We start from the raw sequence: 16,852 nt of genomic DNA, 5'->3' as shown, positions 1-16,852 counted from the left end.
CATACGTATGAAAGCCTTTTTTATGAAATGTCATCTAATGATTAGATAGCAAGCTCCAGCAATACCGGGCAATGATCGGAATGTACCGCATCCGGCATTATACTGGACGATTTGATTTGTTCCGCCAAAGGTTTTGAAACCATATTATAATCAATACGCCAGCCCAAATTCTTTGCACGAGCCCCTGCGCGATAGCTCCACCAACTGTAGTGGTGTGGATCAGGGTTTAAATGGCGGAAAGAGTCAATATAACCCGAATTAATAAAATTCTCCATCCATTCGCGCTCTTCCGGAAGAAATCCCGAAGAATTTGCATTTGATTTTGGATTGTGAATATCGATGGCACGGTGACAAATATTATAATCACCACAAACGACCAAATTCGGTTTTTCGATCAAAAGCTTATCGCTATATGACTGAAAATCCTCCAAAAAACGGTATTTAAAATCCTGTCTCACATCTCCTGTTGTACCTGATGGGAAATAGGTACTCATCACGGAGACCTGATCAAAATCAGCACGGATAATACGTCCTTCAAAATCATAATCTTCATGGCCGCAACCATACTCAATATGCTTAGGTGTGATCCGCGTAAACAAGGCGACTCCGCTATAGCCCTTCTTTTGAGCTGGATACCAGTAATGCTCATAGCCCATCTGCTCCAACAAAGCAATTTCGGGAATCTGATCCGGTGTAGCTTTAATCTCCTGAAGACATATGACATCCGCATTTACAGTTTTCAACCAGCCTAACCAATCTTTCTTCAAGGCTGCACGTAAACCATTCACATTATAGGTTACTATTTTCATTTTTTGAGTATTGAGATTCTAAATAATAGGAAAAAAAGCGCTTCAATCCCTGATTTACGACTTCATAAAAACATTAATAATCCTTAGAAGAGAACAGATCACCGATTTTAGAAAAGATACCAGTCTGAGGTTTTAGACCTTTTAGTTCCCGCTCTAAGTTTAACGCTTCTCGCCGCGTTAGTACATGCATGTTCATCTTTTGGTCGACTTCTGGTCTATCGTGCTTATCTGTTTTCACAGCTGCAATCTGATCGATAACATCCACTCCCTTGACCAACTCACCAAATACAGTATAATTCCAATCCAAATGAGGTGCACCACCAATAGTCGTGTAAGCCTGACGCTGTACTTCCGAAAATTTCTTACCATTCATCCGTGTTTGCTCCAAACGATTAAGATCTTCAGGTGTGAATACCTTTCCCTGAACAAGATAAAACTGAGAACCCGAAGAAGCTTTTGCGGGGTTGTTATCCCTAGCCGCTCCAATGGTCCCTTTTTTATGGAACAAACCGTCCTGAATCTCTGCAGGAATGGTATACCCTGGTCCTCCATTACCCAGCTGCGCTCCTCCAACTGCATTTCTTGAGTCAGGATCGCCTCCCTGGATCATAAAATTCTGGATGACGCGATGGAACAAGGTTCCATCGTAGTATTTACTTTTTGCTAATTTCACGAAGTTATCCCGATGTTTTGGTGTCTCATTGTACAACCGCAGCACACAGGTCCCCTTATCAGTAACGATCTGTACATATTTAAACTCGGGTTTAGCCGCAAATGCCAAAACCTGCAAAAAGCAGAATACTGCTATTAAACTAGCCTTTAAAAATCTCATCTGTTAATAATTATATGTTCCCATTTAGAACTTCCTCTTTTTTCAATTGTGTTATCTTTTAGATAACGTTTAACTCTTCAAAATAATTTATGATCAAGGACTTCATAATCAGTTCTTGCTCCAAAAGAGTATAGTTAGGAATAGGTTTTACCAATTCCCAATGTGGCCACCCTTCTTCATCCAGACCTTTCAGATTATAAAATCCCATAGCACTGAAAAGACGACACGTCGCAATGTGCATCAACTCTTCTTTTTCTCGTTTTGAGAATTTTTGGGCACCTTTGCCCAATTCCTGAACACCAATAAGGAATAAACAAACCTTGATGTCAGGCTTTTCCATATCGAATAGCGAAGCAATTTCATCCTGTAGGATGTTCCACTTCTTGTTTACTTCTGCTGCCTTCATTTTTTTGTTTTAAACAAACTAAGATAAATTTACGATGATTTGCAAGCAAATTAACGCACAGATAAATATAGTTATGCTGTTGGATTCCCGCCTTTGGCAATAACCTCTGCACAACGTTGATCAATCATCTGAAACACGGGATCGAACAAATTATCATCAAAATACGGATCAGGAACAACATCATCTCCCAAAAACAATTTAACTTTGTGCAGATCTTCCTTATCAATCACCTGAGCGCATACATCTGCATAGTTTTGTCTATCCATTACAAATATAAGATCGTATTCGGAAAAAAATTGCGGTTTGAAATGCCGTGCCCGCTGACCGGAAATATCGACACCATACTTCTTTGCAATTGCAATAGCTCTACGATCGGGTGCTTCACCTATGTGCCAGTCACCTGTACCCGCCGATTCAACGACCCAGTTTAATTGATTATCTGCTGCTTTTTGTTTCAATATACCATGTGCAAGGGGAGAACGACAGATGTTTCCCAAACAAACCATTAAAATCTTCATCTCTATAATTTTTAAAAGCTATCAAAGAGTAGCCATACCACGCTACGGTCCAAACTAAACGGCGCAAAGAACGCCATTAGCCGACATAATCAGGCTTTCATGCTTGTCAATAGCAATATTGAAATAAATCACAAAGCCAGAAAGTCCCAGCATAAAAAGCGCTGGAGCTATTTCGGCACTTAATTCCGCAAAATAGCTAAACTAAAATGATTAAGGAAACAACCGGCTTAAAATTGACTTACTTCTTACCAAGTGCCGTAGCTTTCCTATAAAATCCTTCTGATTATGTGTCTACCAACAGTAATGAAAAAAGACTGGAGACCTTTGCTGTCCAATAACCAAGTTAAATGAGGCCAATGAGACTAAACACTTTTCAATAAACCAAGCATAACGAGCCGAATGATACCTTTATGAAAAACACGATCAATACACAAAGCATAAAAAAGGTGGCCTAACCTTACGGCTAGAACCACCTAAACTATATTAATCAACCAATTCTTAATTCAATGTTTAATATTCTACCGGGAAGCTCAATTGAACAGCACCACCTTGCGGAGATACACCTTTCAATCGTACAATATTGCGTTGTGTTGCGCCGAGAGCAGCTTCAACATCATCTACTGTATTGACCGCTTTTCCATTCACCTCTGTAATGACCAGTCCACGCTCTACACCGAAATAATCAAAGATACCACCACGGTTCACCTGAGTTACAACAACTCCAGAGTTTACACCCAGTTCCTTTTTCTTCTGAGCAGAAGCAGGAATAAAGCTTGCTCCTAATTTATTGTAAATCTCCGTTGCACTTTTAGAAGCTTTTCCGCTAGCGCTTGCAGTCTTTAAGGATTCTTCGCCTTTTAACGTCAACGACACTTGTTTTTCCTTACCATCACGTTTGTAGGTGATATTCACTTTATCACCAGGACGCAGACGACCTATTGTCTCTCCTAAAACTGGCGATCCTGTAATTACTTTGCCATTAATTTTAGTCAAGATATCTCCTTTTTTGATACCGGCAGCTTCTGCTGCACCACCAGCTACAACATCTTCGACAAATAGCCCGTTCACGTCCGTAATACCTCTTTCTTTAGCTAACTCAGACGTGACTGGTTGGTAATTAATACCAATATAACCTCGTTTTACATTCCCAAATTCCACAAAGTCATCAGCAATTTTTTTCACTAAGTTCACAGGAATTGCAAAACCATACCCCGCATACACACCTGTTGGAGATGCAATAGCAGAGTTAATACCAATCAATTCACCAGCAGCATTTGTCAAGGCTCCACCGCTATTCCCCTTATTAATAACTGCATCAGTTTGGATAAAGGATTCAATAGCCGAACTTGCTAGAGGCTGATTCGTATTTCCTCCAAAAGGATTACCGCGTTGTTGCTGACCTTCTCTTAAGATACCAATATCACGGCCAGTAGCACTAACGATACCTGCTGTTACAGTAGATTGCAATCCAAGTGGATAACCAAAAGCCAATACCCATTCACCAACATTAACATTATCTGAATTACCTAATTTAACAACAGGAAGGCCTTTTCCAGCAACCTTTAACAGAGCAATATCTGTATTTGGATCCCGGCCAATTAATTTAGCTTCAAACGTACGCTTGTCTGTTAGTACCACTTCAATTTTATCTGCATCTTCCACCACGTGATTGTTGGTTACAATATAACCATCATCTGAAATAATTACACCTGATCCGGATGCTTGTATAGGCTGGGACTGCATCTGACGACGTCCGCCACCCTGTGGCATGCCAAAAAACTCCTCAAACATATCGAATGGAGAACCCTGTGATTCCTGAGATCCCTTACGCGTGTACGTTGTTTTGATATGTACTACGCCCGGAGAAACGGCAGCAGCAGCCTGGGTAAAATCAGGATTACCTGTCGAAGACATGGCTCCTACTGGGTTGTTCGCAAAATAAACTTTTTGTTTGTCTTCGAAAGACTTACCATCAAACTTCTTATTCTCAATAAGCTTGTAACCACCTAATGCTACCGCTCCACCGAAAACAGCCGTTAATAGCGTTAAACCGACCTTATTCATAAACTTATTTTTATTTTAAAATGTCTTAATATAAGCTGATAATTTTTGCTCTTAAAATTACCGATTTTATTCGGATATGTTCAAATGTAATACCATTTCGAAGCCTTCGGAAAATCCGGCACGTTAAAAAATGTTAATTACTAGACAAATGTAATCATTTTAACAAATCTTAACTTTTCTCCGTTTTTTTGTAACAAAAAAACGTACTTTTGTTACTACAAATCAACGTAATGGCATCAAAAGTAAGATTTTCAAAATATCAGGGAGCAGGCAATGACTTCATTTTAGTAGACAATCGCAACAAAGCATTTGACCGCGCAGATGAAGCATTGGTAGAAAAGCTCTGTAACCGCCGGTTTGGCATTGGTGCCGATGGTCTAATGCTCTTACAAACCACAGAAAATTACGATTTTGAGATGATTTATTATAATGCCGACGGTAGAGAAGGCAGCATGTGTGGTAATGGGGGGCGTTGTATCGTCGCTTTTGCACGCGACTTAGGCATTATTACTGACAGAACTGTCTTTTTGGCAGTAGATGGCATACACCATGCCTCTTTATCAGCAGACCTTGTCAATCTCCAGATGATCGATGTAACCGATTTTACCCGTGATGGAGAAGCCTATCTGTTACAAACAGGTTCTCCACATTATGTTGAGTTTGTAAAAAATCTGCAAGATAAGAATGTCTTTCAAGATGGCTACGCCATTCGCAATAACGCTACTTATGGAAAAGAAGGCATCAATGTAAATTTCATTGAAGCTGAAGGAGATGGTTATTTCCTCCGTACATTTGAGCGCGGTGTTGAAGATGAAACCTATGCCTGCGGCACTGGAGCAACTGCCGCGGCCATGGCTGTCGCCTTGCAGCAAAATTTAGAAGGTGATATCAATATTCCTATCCGAGTATTAGGAGGACAGCTGTATATCTCCTTCCATAAGAAAGGCTCCCATTTCTCAGAGGTGTTCTTAAAAGGGCCGGCACAGTTTGTCTTTGAAGGGAACTATTAGATTTTTACTCCTATAGCGATCAAGGCTAATTGCAACCCAAATTTTCAGTCCAAGCAAATCAAGCCGTGAAATAGGGCCTACGCCCCTTGATATTTAACGACACCTGTGCACAACCTCATAATGAAGGTTAGTACGAGATCTTAACTAGCTATCCCTTAGAATCGATTTTTAAAATTTCAACGCGCAAATTGCGATTAATGGTATATTTTATTGTATATTAGAAACCTTTATTTATAAGGTCCGCTATTTTTAATGCAACAGTCAAAGTCATTTCCAGTATATAAAATCGTTTATTCTATATGTGAGCACCCCTATCTTGGCTATCTTATTGAGCCACACATGGTCAAACTCAATCCCAATGGGACTTACTCACTACGCTATCAACGTATATTTAGCAATACTGTAGATGCTTACGCCGCTGAATTGGATGAATTAGATTACAAACTAATTCGATTGCTCGATGAAATCGAACAAACTCACCTCATTAAAAAATACTACAAAAAAGCAATTAGACCTGTCGATTTCTTTTCCAAAGTTTTCGATAAAAAGCTACATGAGCTTCTTCGTCCTAAAATTGATGAAAAAATGATCCAATTTTTTGAAGCTGTTGGAGACAAACCGCTTTTCATGATGAGCAAAGATGGTTATCCAGCAGATCAAGAAATTAAATTGGCAACCTCCGCGGCATCGATTCTATTTCATTTTCGACGAAACGAAGAAGAAACACGTTATTTCCCGACAATCAAATACGAAAATCAGCGTCTGGAGTTTATGTTCAAAAATGCCATTGTCTTGACCAATGTACAAGCATGGTTACTTCTAAACAATACCCTATATTATTTCGATCAGGCACTTGAGGGCAAGAAACTCAGCCCTTTCCTAAATAAACGTTACATTTCTGTCGGTAGAAGTACCGAAAAAAAATATTTCGAAACCTTTGTATGTGGGCTGATTGAACGCTATCATGTCTATGCCGAAGGATTTGAAATTCAAACCCACCAACACCAAGCAATTCCACTCCTCCATTTGATTTATATTGAAGACGGGGCATCGCAATTACAACTGCAATTCAAGTACGGGCCGCACACCTTTACCGCAGGAGCCGAGAATAAAGTTACTGTTCGTATGGAATATAATGAGAAAGATGATCAATATATATTCCACCGTGTAAAACGATCTTTGCAATGGGAAGAACAACAACATGAAAGCTTAAAAAAATTGGGGCTACAGGATGTCGACCTCCAACTCGGTTTATTAACGCCAACTACCCATAATGGAAAACGGCTTTCAGTATTTGACTGGATGAACAACCATCAAGAACAACTTGAGACTCTAGGATTCCACATTATACAAAATAGTGAAGAAAAACGCTTCTTCATAGGGCACACCTCCTTAGATATCTCCATTGATGAAGACAATGATTGGTTTGATATCAGCGCTATCGCAAAATTTGGTCCCTATGAGATCCCATTTATCCAGCTGCGCAATCATATTCTTAATAACATTAAGGAATTTACCTTACCGAATGGAGAAATTGCCATGATTCCGGATGAATGGTTTGCAAAATACAATCATCTCTTCCAGTTTTCTGCAGATCGGCATGAGCTCAAACTAAATAAGGTACATATTGGTCTACTCTTTGAAATTAGTGAGCATACACAGCTGGTATTTACACGAAAACTACAGAATTTAGCCAACTTTGAAGAGATTGCTGATATTCCCGAACCAAAACATTTCAAGGGAAATCTTCGCCCATACCAAAAAGCAGGATACAATTGGTTTAATTTTTTGAAGCAGTATAAATTTGGCGGCTGTCTTGCAGATGATATGGGTTTGGGTAAAACCATACAGACTTTAGCCCTATTGCAACAGCAGAAAGAACAACTCCAAGACGAACAGGATATCCGTACCTCACTTTTGGTGTTGCCAACATCATTGGTATACAACTGGCAGAAAGAAGCGCAGCAATTTGCCCCACAGCTTAATATCCACCTTCATACCGGAAACAATCGCATCAAAGATGCTACTCTTTTCGACAAATATGATTTGGTAATTACCACCTACGGAATTGCCCGTATTGACGAAGAAACCTTGAGTAGCTTTTATTTTAATTACATTATCCTCGATGAGAGCCAGAATATCAAAAACCCAACTTCCAAATCGTTTAAAGCCATCAAAAGCCTAAAAAGCAAAAACAAATTGGCTTTGAGTGGAACTCCTGTAGAAAATTCCGTTTCGGATCTTTGGGCACAGATGCACTTCACCAATCCAGGACTACTAGGCAGCTATACTTATTTTCAAAAGGAATTTGTACAGCCCATAGAAAAGAAAAAAGATGAAGAAAAAGCACAGCGTCTTCAAGCGATTGTCAAACCATTTATATTAAGACGTACAAAAGATCAGGTGGCAACAGAATTACCGCCAAAAACTGAACAGATCCTTTATTGTGAAATGACTGAAAAACAATCCGAGTTGTACGAAAAAGTCAAATCTGAATATCGCAATGCAATTCTTGACGGACAATTGGACAGCAAGCCTAAATCTACGCAAATTGCGTTGTTGCAAGGCCTGACAAAGCTCCGACAATTAGCCAATCATCCCAGAATGGTGGATGAGAAATTCTCGGGTGATTCCGGCAAGTTTGAAGCTGTCATTGAAACGCTTGAGATGGTCATGCGAAGAGGCAACAAAGTGCTGATTTTCTCCCAATTCGTAAAACAGCTCAATATTTTCCGTCAGTATTTCGATCATAAAGGAACAAATTATGCCTACCTGGATGGCGGCACAAAGAATCGGGATGAAGCCGTCAGCCAATTTCGTAAAAACAACGATACCAAGTTATTCCTTATATCGATAAAAGCAGGTGGGGTGGGACTCAATCTGATTGAAGCTGACTATGTTTTTATTCTGGATCCGTGGTGGAATCCAGCTGTGGAACAACAGGCTGTAGACCGTTCACACCGCATCGGTCAAACGCGCAACGTGTTTATCTATAAATTTATCAGTAAAGATACCGTCGAAGAAAAGATATTAGCTTTACAGAATAAAAAGAAGTCGATTGCACAAAGCCTGATCACGACAGAAGAAAGCTTCATCAAGTCACTATCACAGGAAGATTTGCAGGAACTTTTGGCCTAAATAAAAACATTACTGTTTATATTCATTAATCTTCGCCATATATATCGATGGACGGATACCCGTTACACGCGTAAAAATATTGCTAAAAGAAGACAGCTCATTGTACCCTACACGCATGGCTATTTCTAGAATGGAATAGCTATTCTCAGACATCAGTTCCAGGGCTTTCGCAATTCGTATGGCTCTTAAAAAACGGATATAACTAATCCCCATATCTTCTTTAAACAACCGTGACAACGAGCGGCTGCTCATACCAAAGCGCACAGCAACCTGTTCAATGGTAAATGCTTGATCAATATTGCTATTTAGATATCTCGCTACGCTCCTGAGTTTTTCACTTTTAGGATAAGGATGCTGCATCGGAAAAGCATCTATTGGTGAACTCGTATCCGGAATAATCGCCATCATCGCACGCAAGAGACAGTACTTTGAATAATCAGCCGTTTTGCTGATCCCTCCGCTCCAATCCTGAGCAAATAAAAACATTTCACGCACCAGATCATTGCTTAGAAATATATTTGGCGTTGAAAGTACGGACGGCATATGCTGCTTCTCCTTGAAATAAAAACTATATAGCGGAATACGAGAGCTTGTACTTTCCAGATGATAAGTTGTATTTGCCGGAATCCACATATAAAACCTTGCTGGCAAATACCAGTGCTTTGTTGTTGTAAACACATGAATAATACCACCGTCAGCATAGAGCAGCCGCGCCTTTTTATGTTTGTACTCACGAGAATCGATACGATCGACATACATATGGTCTACATAAAAATCATATTGGTCAGCATCAATAGCTACAAGTTTTTCCTCTTCCATAACTTAAAATTACACTTTTCCTACAACATGGCGCAAATGAACATATATCCGTCCGACTATACAAAACAAAACGTTTCTATTCCACAGTATCTTTGTACAGCCATATGCTCATGCTCTCAGAGGAAGTTTGCTCGTATTCCGGGTAACCCTGATTAAGTAACATACAAAAACAGAAAAATTGCTACTCCGAGTACATCATAAGCGGAACTGAATACTGGCACAACGGACTTTAATTAAATTTTTAAAAGTCTCCTACAACATCGGATCAAATAAAAAGGCTCAACTGTAAATTTAGATGATGCTAAAAGTACACAGTTCGCCTGTGTTGACACACTATAAACACATAAAGCAGACTATTAAAATTACGCAATCAAAATAACAATGAATAAAGAAGATAAAAAAGACAAAACAAAAGGATTTAATAAAATGCTCGTCATATTTGCCAGCCTATTATTATTGACCGGTATCGGCGTCTTAGTCAGACACCTTATTTTTACCAATCAATATGTAACAACAAATGACGCACAAATTGATCAATACTTGACACCTATTGCCAGTAGGGTTTCTGGTTTTATCAAGGAGGTACGATTTGAGGAAAACCAATATGTACATCGGGGCGATACCTTATTAATTATAGATGCCAGTGAGTATCAAACAAAGGTTGATATGGCGAATGCCGAGCTCCAAAGTAGCCAGAGCAATGCTGAGGTAATCAGCAAAACAGCCAATGCAACAGCCAATAGCATTTCTGTTCAAAAGGCAAGATTAGAAGCGGCAAAAGTAAGTGTATGGCAGACCGAACAGGATTACAAGCGATTCAAGAATTTATTTGAAGCAGAGGCTGCGACCCAACAACAGTACGATAATGCCAAAGCAGCATATGATATAGCATTGGCACAACTGCACACTATAATCGAAGAATATAATTCAGCTCAACTAAACACCAACAAAGAAAAAACAAGCGAACTACCGGCAAGAGCCAATATCAATATTAAAAAGGCCGCAAAAACAAATGCACAGCTTTTTCTTTCGTATACCGTAGTTACAGCACCTTATGATGGCTTTGTTGGAAAACGAACCATCCAAGCAGGACAATATGTAAAGGAAGGTCAGACACTTGCCAATGTCATTAGTGAAGAGAAATGGATCAACGCTAACTTTAGGGAAACTCAACTCGAAAATCTTGCAGAAGGCACTATCGTTACTATACAGGTCGACGCTTTTCCCAAACTCAGTTTTAAAGGAATAATCCACTCATTTTCTCCGGCATCAGGTTCCAAATTTGCCCTGATACCACAAGACAATGCAACCGGAAATTTCGTAAAGATTGAGCAACGGATTCCCATTAAAATTGTATTTGATCCAAATCAGGATCTCAAGAAATTACGTGCAGGTATGAATGTCGTTGTCCATGCCGCCCATCAATCCTAATCGCCCATGAGTACGAACAAATCTTTATACTACAGCTGGGTACCCGAATGGATAAAACTCCCGCTAATGATCGTAGCGATGTTCCCACATCTCATGCTAATGTCGCTCTTCCATTCCAATACGGCATTTACCGCTTCGGCACTGGATATTGAAGCTGAGGATATTCAGTATTTTCTATCCTTGATGTATGGTGCCATTGTCGTTACCTTACTCATATTTCAACGGCTGTTTTCGTTTTTTAGGGTAAGGACATACATACTCTTGACCTGTAGCCTCTCCATCCTTATTCTACTCGGTATTTCACTTACAAGAGACCCTTTCCTTATTGGTATTCTCCGCGTGATCGAAGGTATTTTCTGTGTGTTGGAAGGTGCATGCTTTCTTCCACTGCTTATGATGCAGATTAAGCATACCAAAAGCCGAACGATCGCCTATTTTTTCCTATATACCTTTATGCTTACAGGATCAACTTTAACGACATCCTTACTCAAAGAAAGCATAATGGACTATGGATGGCAAGATATGATCCATGTCGTACTCTATTGGCATTTGATAGTGATTGCAATAGCCTTGCTGTTACTCAACAATAATCGCTTGGGTAAAAAGTTTCCACTCTATCAACTGGATCTGGCCAGCTGTCTATTTTTATTGATATCATTGAGCTGCGGGGCCTACGTTTTAATTTATGGTCGCAAATACTATTGGTTTGAATGCTCCAAGATCACCATCAACTTCGCACTTTTCCTTATTTTCGGAGCACTTTTCATCATTAAACAGCGGATTGTCAAAAGACCGCTGTTTCATTTTGAGATCCTCAGATACAAAAATGTGATCTTTGGTGTTATCCTATTTTTTCTCTTTTATATTATTCGCAGCTGTCTCAATAATGTATACACAGTGATGGCTACCGTATGGAAGTGGCCCTGGCATTATATTGTTGATGTACAGTACATCAATGTCCTTGGTACAATACTGGGTGTTGGCAGTTCAGGATTCTTACTCCTCCGCGATGTATCTCCTAAATATATCTTTGGTTTTGGCTTTTTGATATTGGCGACTTCATGTTTTTTATTTGTACCTATATTTTACCCTGATACCACAATCTGGGCAATCGGGCTTCCTTTGTTTATTCAAGGAATCGGACAAGGATGGCTTTTTACACCACTGGTTATTTATATTTTGACAGGTGTAGAATCCCATCATGCTGGCAATGCAGGCCTCATGGGCACAACCGTTCGGTTTTGGAGTACGAATGTCGGATTTGCACTTATTCAAAATGCCAGCTATACACTAAATCAAAAGCATTATATTCAACTCGAACAGACACTGAATACAAGCAACCCACTGACAATAAACTATTGGAATACATTAATGGACAAATATACCGGAATATATGGAGATCAAATAGCAGGTCGTATTGCAAGCAAAAGTATTTCGGGAACCCTAAGTCAGCAAGCATCACTAATCAGTAACATGGAGATATTTACTTATCTGGGAATCCTGGGAATGCTGGTCACAGGGCTAATATTTTTATTCGGCCCAGCCAAAACACTTTTCATGCGCCTAAGAATCCCATACTTGTAAATGAGGCAGCTAAATCTCCTATATACAACTTTCATGCTTTCGCAAGCAGTAACAGCAATGAAAGCGAACCGAAGATTCTTTCGGCCTAATAAACCAAGTATCACGAGCTCATTGATGCCTTCATAAAAACAATACGCATCAATTAAACTGGTTCTTTCAAAAAAAGGGGCTGTTTGCAAATCAATGCAGACACCCCCTTTTTGGTATCTCGTACTTAATCTATTTAAGCATCAAATTCTTTAAGAGCTTTTTTCACACGTGCTATGACCTCGTTTTTACCGAGCAATTCAACAATCTGAAAGACATCTGGTCCAAATTTACCGCCTACCAACATAATCCGGAATGGCATCATCAGCTCACCCATTTTCATTCCCGATGCCTGAATCGCATCTTTGAAGAAAGGCTCCAATTCAGCAGCTTTCCACGTATCAAATCCTTCGAATGACTGGTTTATACCCTCAAAAAATGCTGTTTTTTCAGCAGTCCACTTAGGCTTCACAGCATTCAAATCATATTCCGCAGGTTGCAAAAAGAAGAAAGACGCCTGACTCCAAAAGTCCTCAACAAAAGTTAAACGCTCTTTCACAGCATCCAATACCCTGCTCACGTAAGCTTCATCGGCATCTACTTGATGATCTTCCAATACTGTTTTGATCTTTGGCAACAAGGATTCTGTCGACGTGCGTTTAATCCATTCATGGTTGAACCATTTTGCTTTTTCAAAATCAAATTTCGCACCGGCTTTACTGATACGGTCAACACCAAATTTCTGAATCAATTCATCTAAGGAGAAAAGCTCCTGTTCGGTGCCATCATTCCAACCTAACACGCCGAGCATATTGACAAAAGCCTCGGGTAAGAAGCCCATCTCACGGAATCCTTTTGTTGTATCGCCAGATTTAGCATCGGTCCAGTTCATAGCATAAACAGGGAAACCCAAACGATCACCGTCACGCTTGCTTAGTTTACCGTTTCCATCTGGTTTAAGGATCAATGGAAGGTGCGCCCAGCCTGGCATACTATCCCCCCAACCAAGGTATTCCCACAATAAGATGTGGATAGGTGCCGAAGGCAACCACTCTTCACCACGGAATACATGCGATATTTCCATGGCCTTATCATCTACAACAACAGCGAGGTGATAAGTCGGCATGCCATCTGCCTTAAGCAATACCTTATCATCGACAAGATTTGTATCAAAAGCAACCTTTCCACGGATCATATCAGTGAACGATACCGTTTCATCAGTTGGAATCTTTATACGGATGGTGTGCGGTGTGCCCGCATCCAATAATTGTTGAGTTTCAGCGGCAGACAAACTCAATGAATTACGTAATTGAAGTCTGTTCTCGTGACTATATCGAAAATTAGGCTGTAACTTACGCTGCTCATCCAGCTCCTCTGCTGTGTCAAAAGCATAGTAAGCATAACCATTCTCAATCAGCTGTTCAGCGTATTTCCGGTAAGATGGTTTTCGCTCACTTTGACGGTAAGGTCCGTACTCGCCTCCTTTTAATGGGCTTTCATCTGGAGTCAAACCACACCATGCTAAGCATTCGTTGATATATTCCTCAGCACCTGCGACAAAACGAGTTTGGTCCGTATCCTCGACACGTAAAATAAAATCTCCCTGATGCTGACGCGCATAGAGAAAATTAAACAAAGCTGTACGTACCCCACCAAGGTGAAGACCACCTGTCGGGCTTGGTGCAAAACGCACTCTTACTTTTCTTTCTGAACTCATGGCGCAAAATTACCACAAAATTTTTGATTTGGGCGGCACGATAACCTCATCAATGAAATAAAAGTGCAGAAAACAGACATTTATTCAGTAATTTGCAAATGAAGGACACGAATACGGAATCATGAAACCCTATCAGATTAGCCAGCAACGCTGGAAATTTATCTTGCTTATCTTTGCAGCAGTCATTGCTGTCGCCTCCCTGGTTTATACCAATTACCTCGTTCGAAATCTTGCACATGCCGAACGTTCGAAGGCTGAGGTATGGGCTATGAGTACCAAAAATATAATGACCATGCCCGACGTTGATGATGAATTCATTACATTTATTTACGCCGTAAGAGACAGTCTAAATTTACCCGCAATTATTACTGACGACAAGGAAGACATCATTTTCTGGCGTAACCTCGATTCCACAAAGACAAATATTAAACCCGGACACAACGACAGTGTTACAAAACATCTCGATTATGATCCCGTTTATTTTCAAAAACAGCTTGCGTTTATGAAGAAAAGCCATCCGCCTATTACGTTGGAATTGGAAAATGGACAAAAATGGCATGTGTATTATAAAGATTCATGGTTTTTGCAACAGTTAAGGGTGTTTCCTTATGTACAACTATCGCTGATTGCCCTCTTTCTCATTATTGCTTATACCGTTTTCAATTCTATCCGGAAATCTGAACAAAATCTCGTTTGGGTAGGGCTAACAAAAGAAGCCGCACATCAATTGGGTACCCCTATTTCATCGTTGATGGGTTGGTTAGAATTGATTCGCATAAAATTTGATGCCGAAGAAGATGACACCCTAAATGAAATGGAAAATGACATTAAGCGACTTGAAATCGTCGCCGACCGCTTTTCAAAAATAGGATCTACTCCCGTACTGACTAACCATAACCTGTATGATGTCATCAAAAATTACATGGATTATTTTCGCATACGAACCAGTAATAAAATTGCTTTCGAATTAAAAGGAGACACACATCTTGAAGCACAGCTTAATATTCCACTCTTTGATTGGATTATCGAAAATTTATTGAAAAACGGAGTAAATGCCATTGGCACAGAAGGAAAGATAACTGTTAATATTTCAGAAAATATTGCGAAAGAAGAAATTTTTATAGACATTAGTGATACGGGCAAAGGAATTCCGAGATCTAATTTTGAATCTGTTTTCCAGCCGGGGTTCACAACACGGAAAAGAGGTTGGGGGCTTGGCCTTAGTCTGACAAAAAGAATGGTGCGGTACCACCAGGGGCAAATTTTTGTAAAAGAATCTGAAGTAGGTAAAGGAACAACATTTCGAATAATCTTAAAAAGCAACTTAAAATATGAAGCCACTCAAATCTGACGAATATCCAGCGGTCTACGCGCCTTATATTGAGACTGTCGTCGATAATGTGTTCGATGCACTAGAAGAACAAACGCTCTCCTTTCCAGCATTTCTGGACACGATACCAGAGGAAAGAGGTAATTTTAAATACGCCGAAGATAAGTGGACAATCAAGGAAGTTGTTGGCCACGTCATCGATAATGAGCGTATCATGGCTTATCGGGCATTGCGTTTTTCACGTAATGACCTTAAAGAGCTCGCTGGATACGACCAAGACTACTTCATTCAGTATTCCCGTTACAACGATCGCACTTTAGAAAGTCTGAGTAAGGAATTTACTTTTCTTCGCAAAGCGAACATGATGCTTTTCAACAGTTTTAATGAGGTTGAATTGGAACGTAAAGGGATGGCATCTGAACGGCTAACAAGTGTAAAAGCACTCTTGTATGTCATTGCTGGTCACCTTAATCATCATCGCATCATTATTCAAGAACGTTATTTAAACTCAGACGATGTCAAAAATTTGGTTTCAGCATTACAGCATTGAGGAAATAAACGTATTTTTCAACAAATACCTATCGGGTCTGCTCGAGATTCAAGCGACAGAAATTGATGACAACTCCATCACGGCGACCATGCCGGTAACAGATAAAGTCAAGCAACCACATGGTATTTTACATGGCGGCGCTTCTGTCGTTCTGGCGGAGTCTTTGGGAAGTATCGCATCTAACCTCGTGCTTGATCCAGAAAAATACCGCGGAGTTGGACTTGAAGTAAATGCCAATCATATACGCCCGGTAAGTAGCGGCGTAATAACAGCAAAATGTAGCCCAATACACATTGGTCGATCCACACATATTTGGGAAATAAAAATGTACGATCGCTTCAACAAATTAAATTGTATCTCAAGACTTACAGTAGCTATCGTTCCAAAATAACGATAACTATACGGCTCTTGCTAACTCGATTTATCACCACGTTCCAATTACAATTCGACAATATTTATAAGCAAAGAAGGATAAATTTCACAATTTATCCTTCTTTTTTTTGTCAATTAATTATCAAAATCCCCCAAAAATATGCCTTTATTTATTTCCAATATTCAAGAAATTTAAGTAGTCTTGTAGGATGGATACTTTAAAAATCAGTAATTATGAAGCGCAA

The 16,852-nt window shown here is 39.8% G+C and carries 14 protein-coding genes; 7 read left to right on the top strand and 7 right to left on the bottom strand.

All coding sequences use genetic code 11. The features are described 5' to 3' along the window. Positions 1 to 41: 41 nt before the first annotated feature. The 5 genes from B2X72_RS07635 to B2X72_RS07615 form a co-directional block, all read right to left on the bottom strand. Positions 42 to 809 carry an exodeoxyribonuclease III gene (locus B2X72_RS07635; protein WP_075994460.1) on the bottom strand — a complete coding sequence of 256 codons (768 nt, stop codon included), beginning with the start codon at positions 807 to 809 and terminating at the stop codon, positions 42 to 44. Positions 810 to 882: 73 nt separating this feature from the next. Then, positions 883 to 1,641 (bottom strand): peptidylprolyl isomerase, encoded by a 759-nt coding sequence (locus B2X72_RS07630; RefSeq protein WP_286734401.1) that lies wholly within the window; start codon positions 1,639 to 1,641, stop codon positions 883 to 885. Between the two features lie 58 nt (positions 1,642 to 1,699). Beyond that, the gene (locus tag B2X72_RS07625; protein WP_075994462.1) at positions 1,700 to 2,047 is read right to left on the bottom strand and encodes a hypothetical protein; all 348 of its coding nucleotides are present in this window, start codon (positions 2,045 to 2,047) and stop codon (positions 1,700 to 1,702) included. A gap of 71 nt (positions 2,048 to 2,118) precedes the next feature. Continuing rightward, positions 2,119 to 2,565, bottom strand: a complete 447-nt coding sequence (locus B2X72_RS07620) for a low molecular weight protein-tyrosine-phosphatase (RefSeq protein WP_075994463.1) — start codon at positions 2,563 to 2,565, stop codon at positions 2,119 to 2,121. A 510-nt stretch (positions 2,566 to 3,075) separates the two neighbouring features. Further along, positions 3,076 to 4,629, bottom strand: a complete 1,554-nt coding sequence (locus B2X72_RS07615; RefSeq protein ID WP_075994464.1) for a Do family serine endopeptidase — start codon at positions 4,627 to 4,629, stop codon at positions 3,076 to 3,078. A 230-nt stretch (positions 4,630 to 4,859) separates the two neighbouring features. Between B2X72_RS07615 and dapF the strand changes: the two genes are divergently transcribed. Both dapF and B2X72_RS07605 read left to right on the top strand, forming a co-directional pair. Next, positions 4,860 to 5,639: a diaminopimelate epimerase gene (gene dapF / locus B2X72_RS07610; protein ID WP_248932669.1), complete on the top strand. Its 780-nt coding sequence runs from the start codon at positions 4,860 to 4,862 to the stop codon at positions 5,637 to 5,639. 252 nt (positions 5,640 to 5,891) lie between these two features. Then, positions 5,892 to 8,777, top strand: a complete 2,886-nt coding sequence (locus tag B2X72_RS07605; RefSeq protein ID WP_145329017.1) for a DEAD/DEAH box helicase — start codon at positions 5,892 to 5,894, stop codon at positions 8,775 to 8,777. Positions 8,778 to 8,786: 9 nt separating this feature from the next. Here the strand turns inward: B2X72_RS07605 and B2X72_RS07600 are convergent, their stop codons facing one another. Continuing rightward, positions 8,787 to 9,596 (bottom strand): AraC family transcriptional regulator, encoded by an 810-nt coding sequence (locus tag B2X72_RS07600; RefSeq protein ID WP_075994467.1) that lies wholly within the window; start codon positions 9,594 to 9,596, stop codon positions 8,787 to 8,789. Between the two features lie 381 nt (positions 9,597 to 9,977). On the opposite strand from B2X72_RS07600, the gene B2X72_RS07595 reads away from it, so the two are divergent. After that, positions 9,978 to 11,027, top strand: a complete 1,050-nt coding sequence (locus B2X72_RS07595) for an HlyD family secretion protein (RefSeq protein ID WP_286848889.1) — start codon at positions 9,978 to 9,980, stop codon at positions 11,025 to 11,027. Between the two features lie 6 nt (positions 11,028 to 11,033). Continuing rightward, entirely contained in the window at positions 11,034 to 12,611 is a 1,578-nt protein-coding gene (locus B2X72_RS07590) for an MFS transporter (protein ID WP_145329015.1), read from the top strand. 223 nt (positions 12,612 to 12,834) lie between these two features. Here the strand turns inward: B2X72_RS07590 and gltX are convergent, their stop codons facing one another. After that, on the bottom strand, positions 12,835 to 14,355 hold the full coding sequence (gene gltX / locus B2X72_RS07585; protein WP_286848886.1) for a glutamate--tRNA ligase: 1,521 nt from the start codon (positions 14,353 to 14,355) through the stop codon (positions 12,835 to 12,837). A gap of 121 nt (positions 14,356 to 14,476) precedes the next feature. Between gltX and B2X72_RS07580 the strand changes: the two genes are divergently transcribed. From B2X72_RS07580 to B2X72_RS07570, 3 genes are read left to right on the top strand one after another with little or no spacing between them, the layout of a single operon-like run. After that, a complete protein-coding gene (locus B2X72_RS07580) occupies positions 14,477 to 15,706 on the top strand; it encodes a sensor histidine kinase (protein ID WP_075994471.1) in 1,230 nt (409 codons plus the stop codon). Further along, the gene (locus tag B2X72_RS07575; protein WP_088163202.1) at positions 15,687 to 16,235 is read left to right on the top strand and encodes a DinB family protein; all 549 of its coding nucleotides are present in this window, start codon (positions 15,687 to 15,689) and stop codon (positions 16,233 to 16,235) included. Before B2X72_RS07580 ends, B2X72_RS07575 begins: the two co-directional genes overlap by 20 nt. Then, positions 16,201 to 16,626: a hotdog fold thioesterase gene (locus tag B2X72_RS07570; RefSeq protein WP_286848884.1), complete on the top strand. Its 426-nt coding sequence runs from the start codon at positions 16,201 to 16,203 to the stop codon at positions 16,624 to 16,626. Before B2X72_RS07575 ends, B2X72_RS07570 begins: the two co-directional genes overlap by 35 nt. Positions 16,627 to 16,852 lie beyond the last annotated feature (226 nt).

Origin of the sequence: Sphingobacterium sp. UBA7253 (assembly GCF_002472745.1) — a bacterium.
In the GTDB taxonomy this organism is placed as follows: Bacteria; Bacteroidota; Bacteroidia; order Sphingobacteriales; family Sphingobacteriaceae; genus Sphingobacterium; species Sphingobacterium siyangense.
Note: the sequence above shows the minus strand (reverse complement) of the source record. Positions and strands in the feature narration are given on the sequence as shown.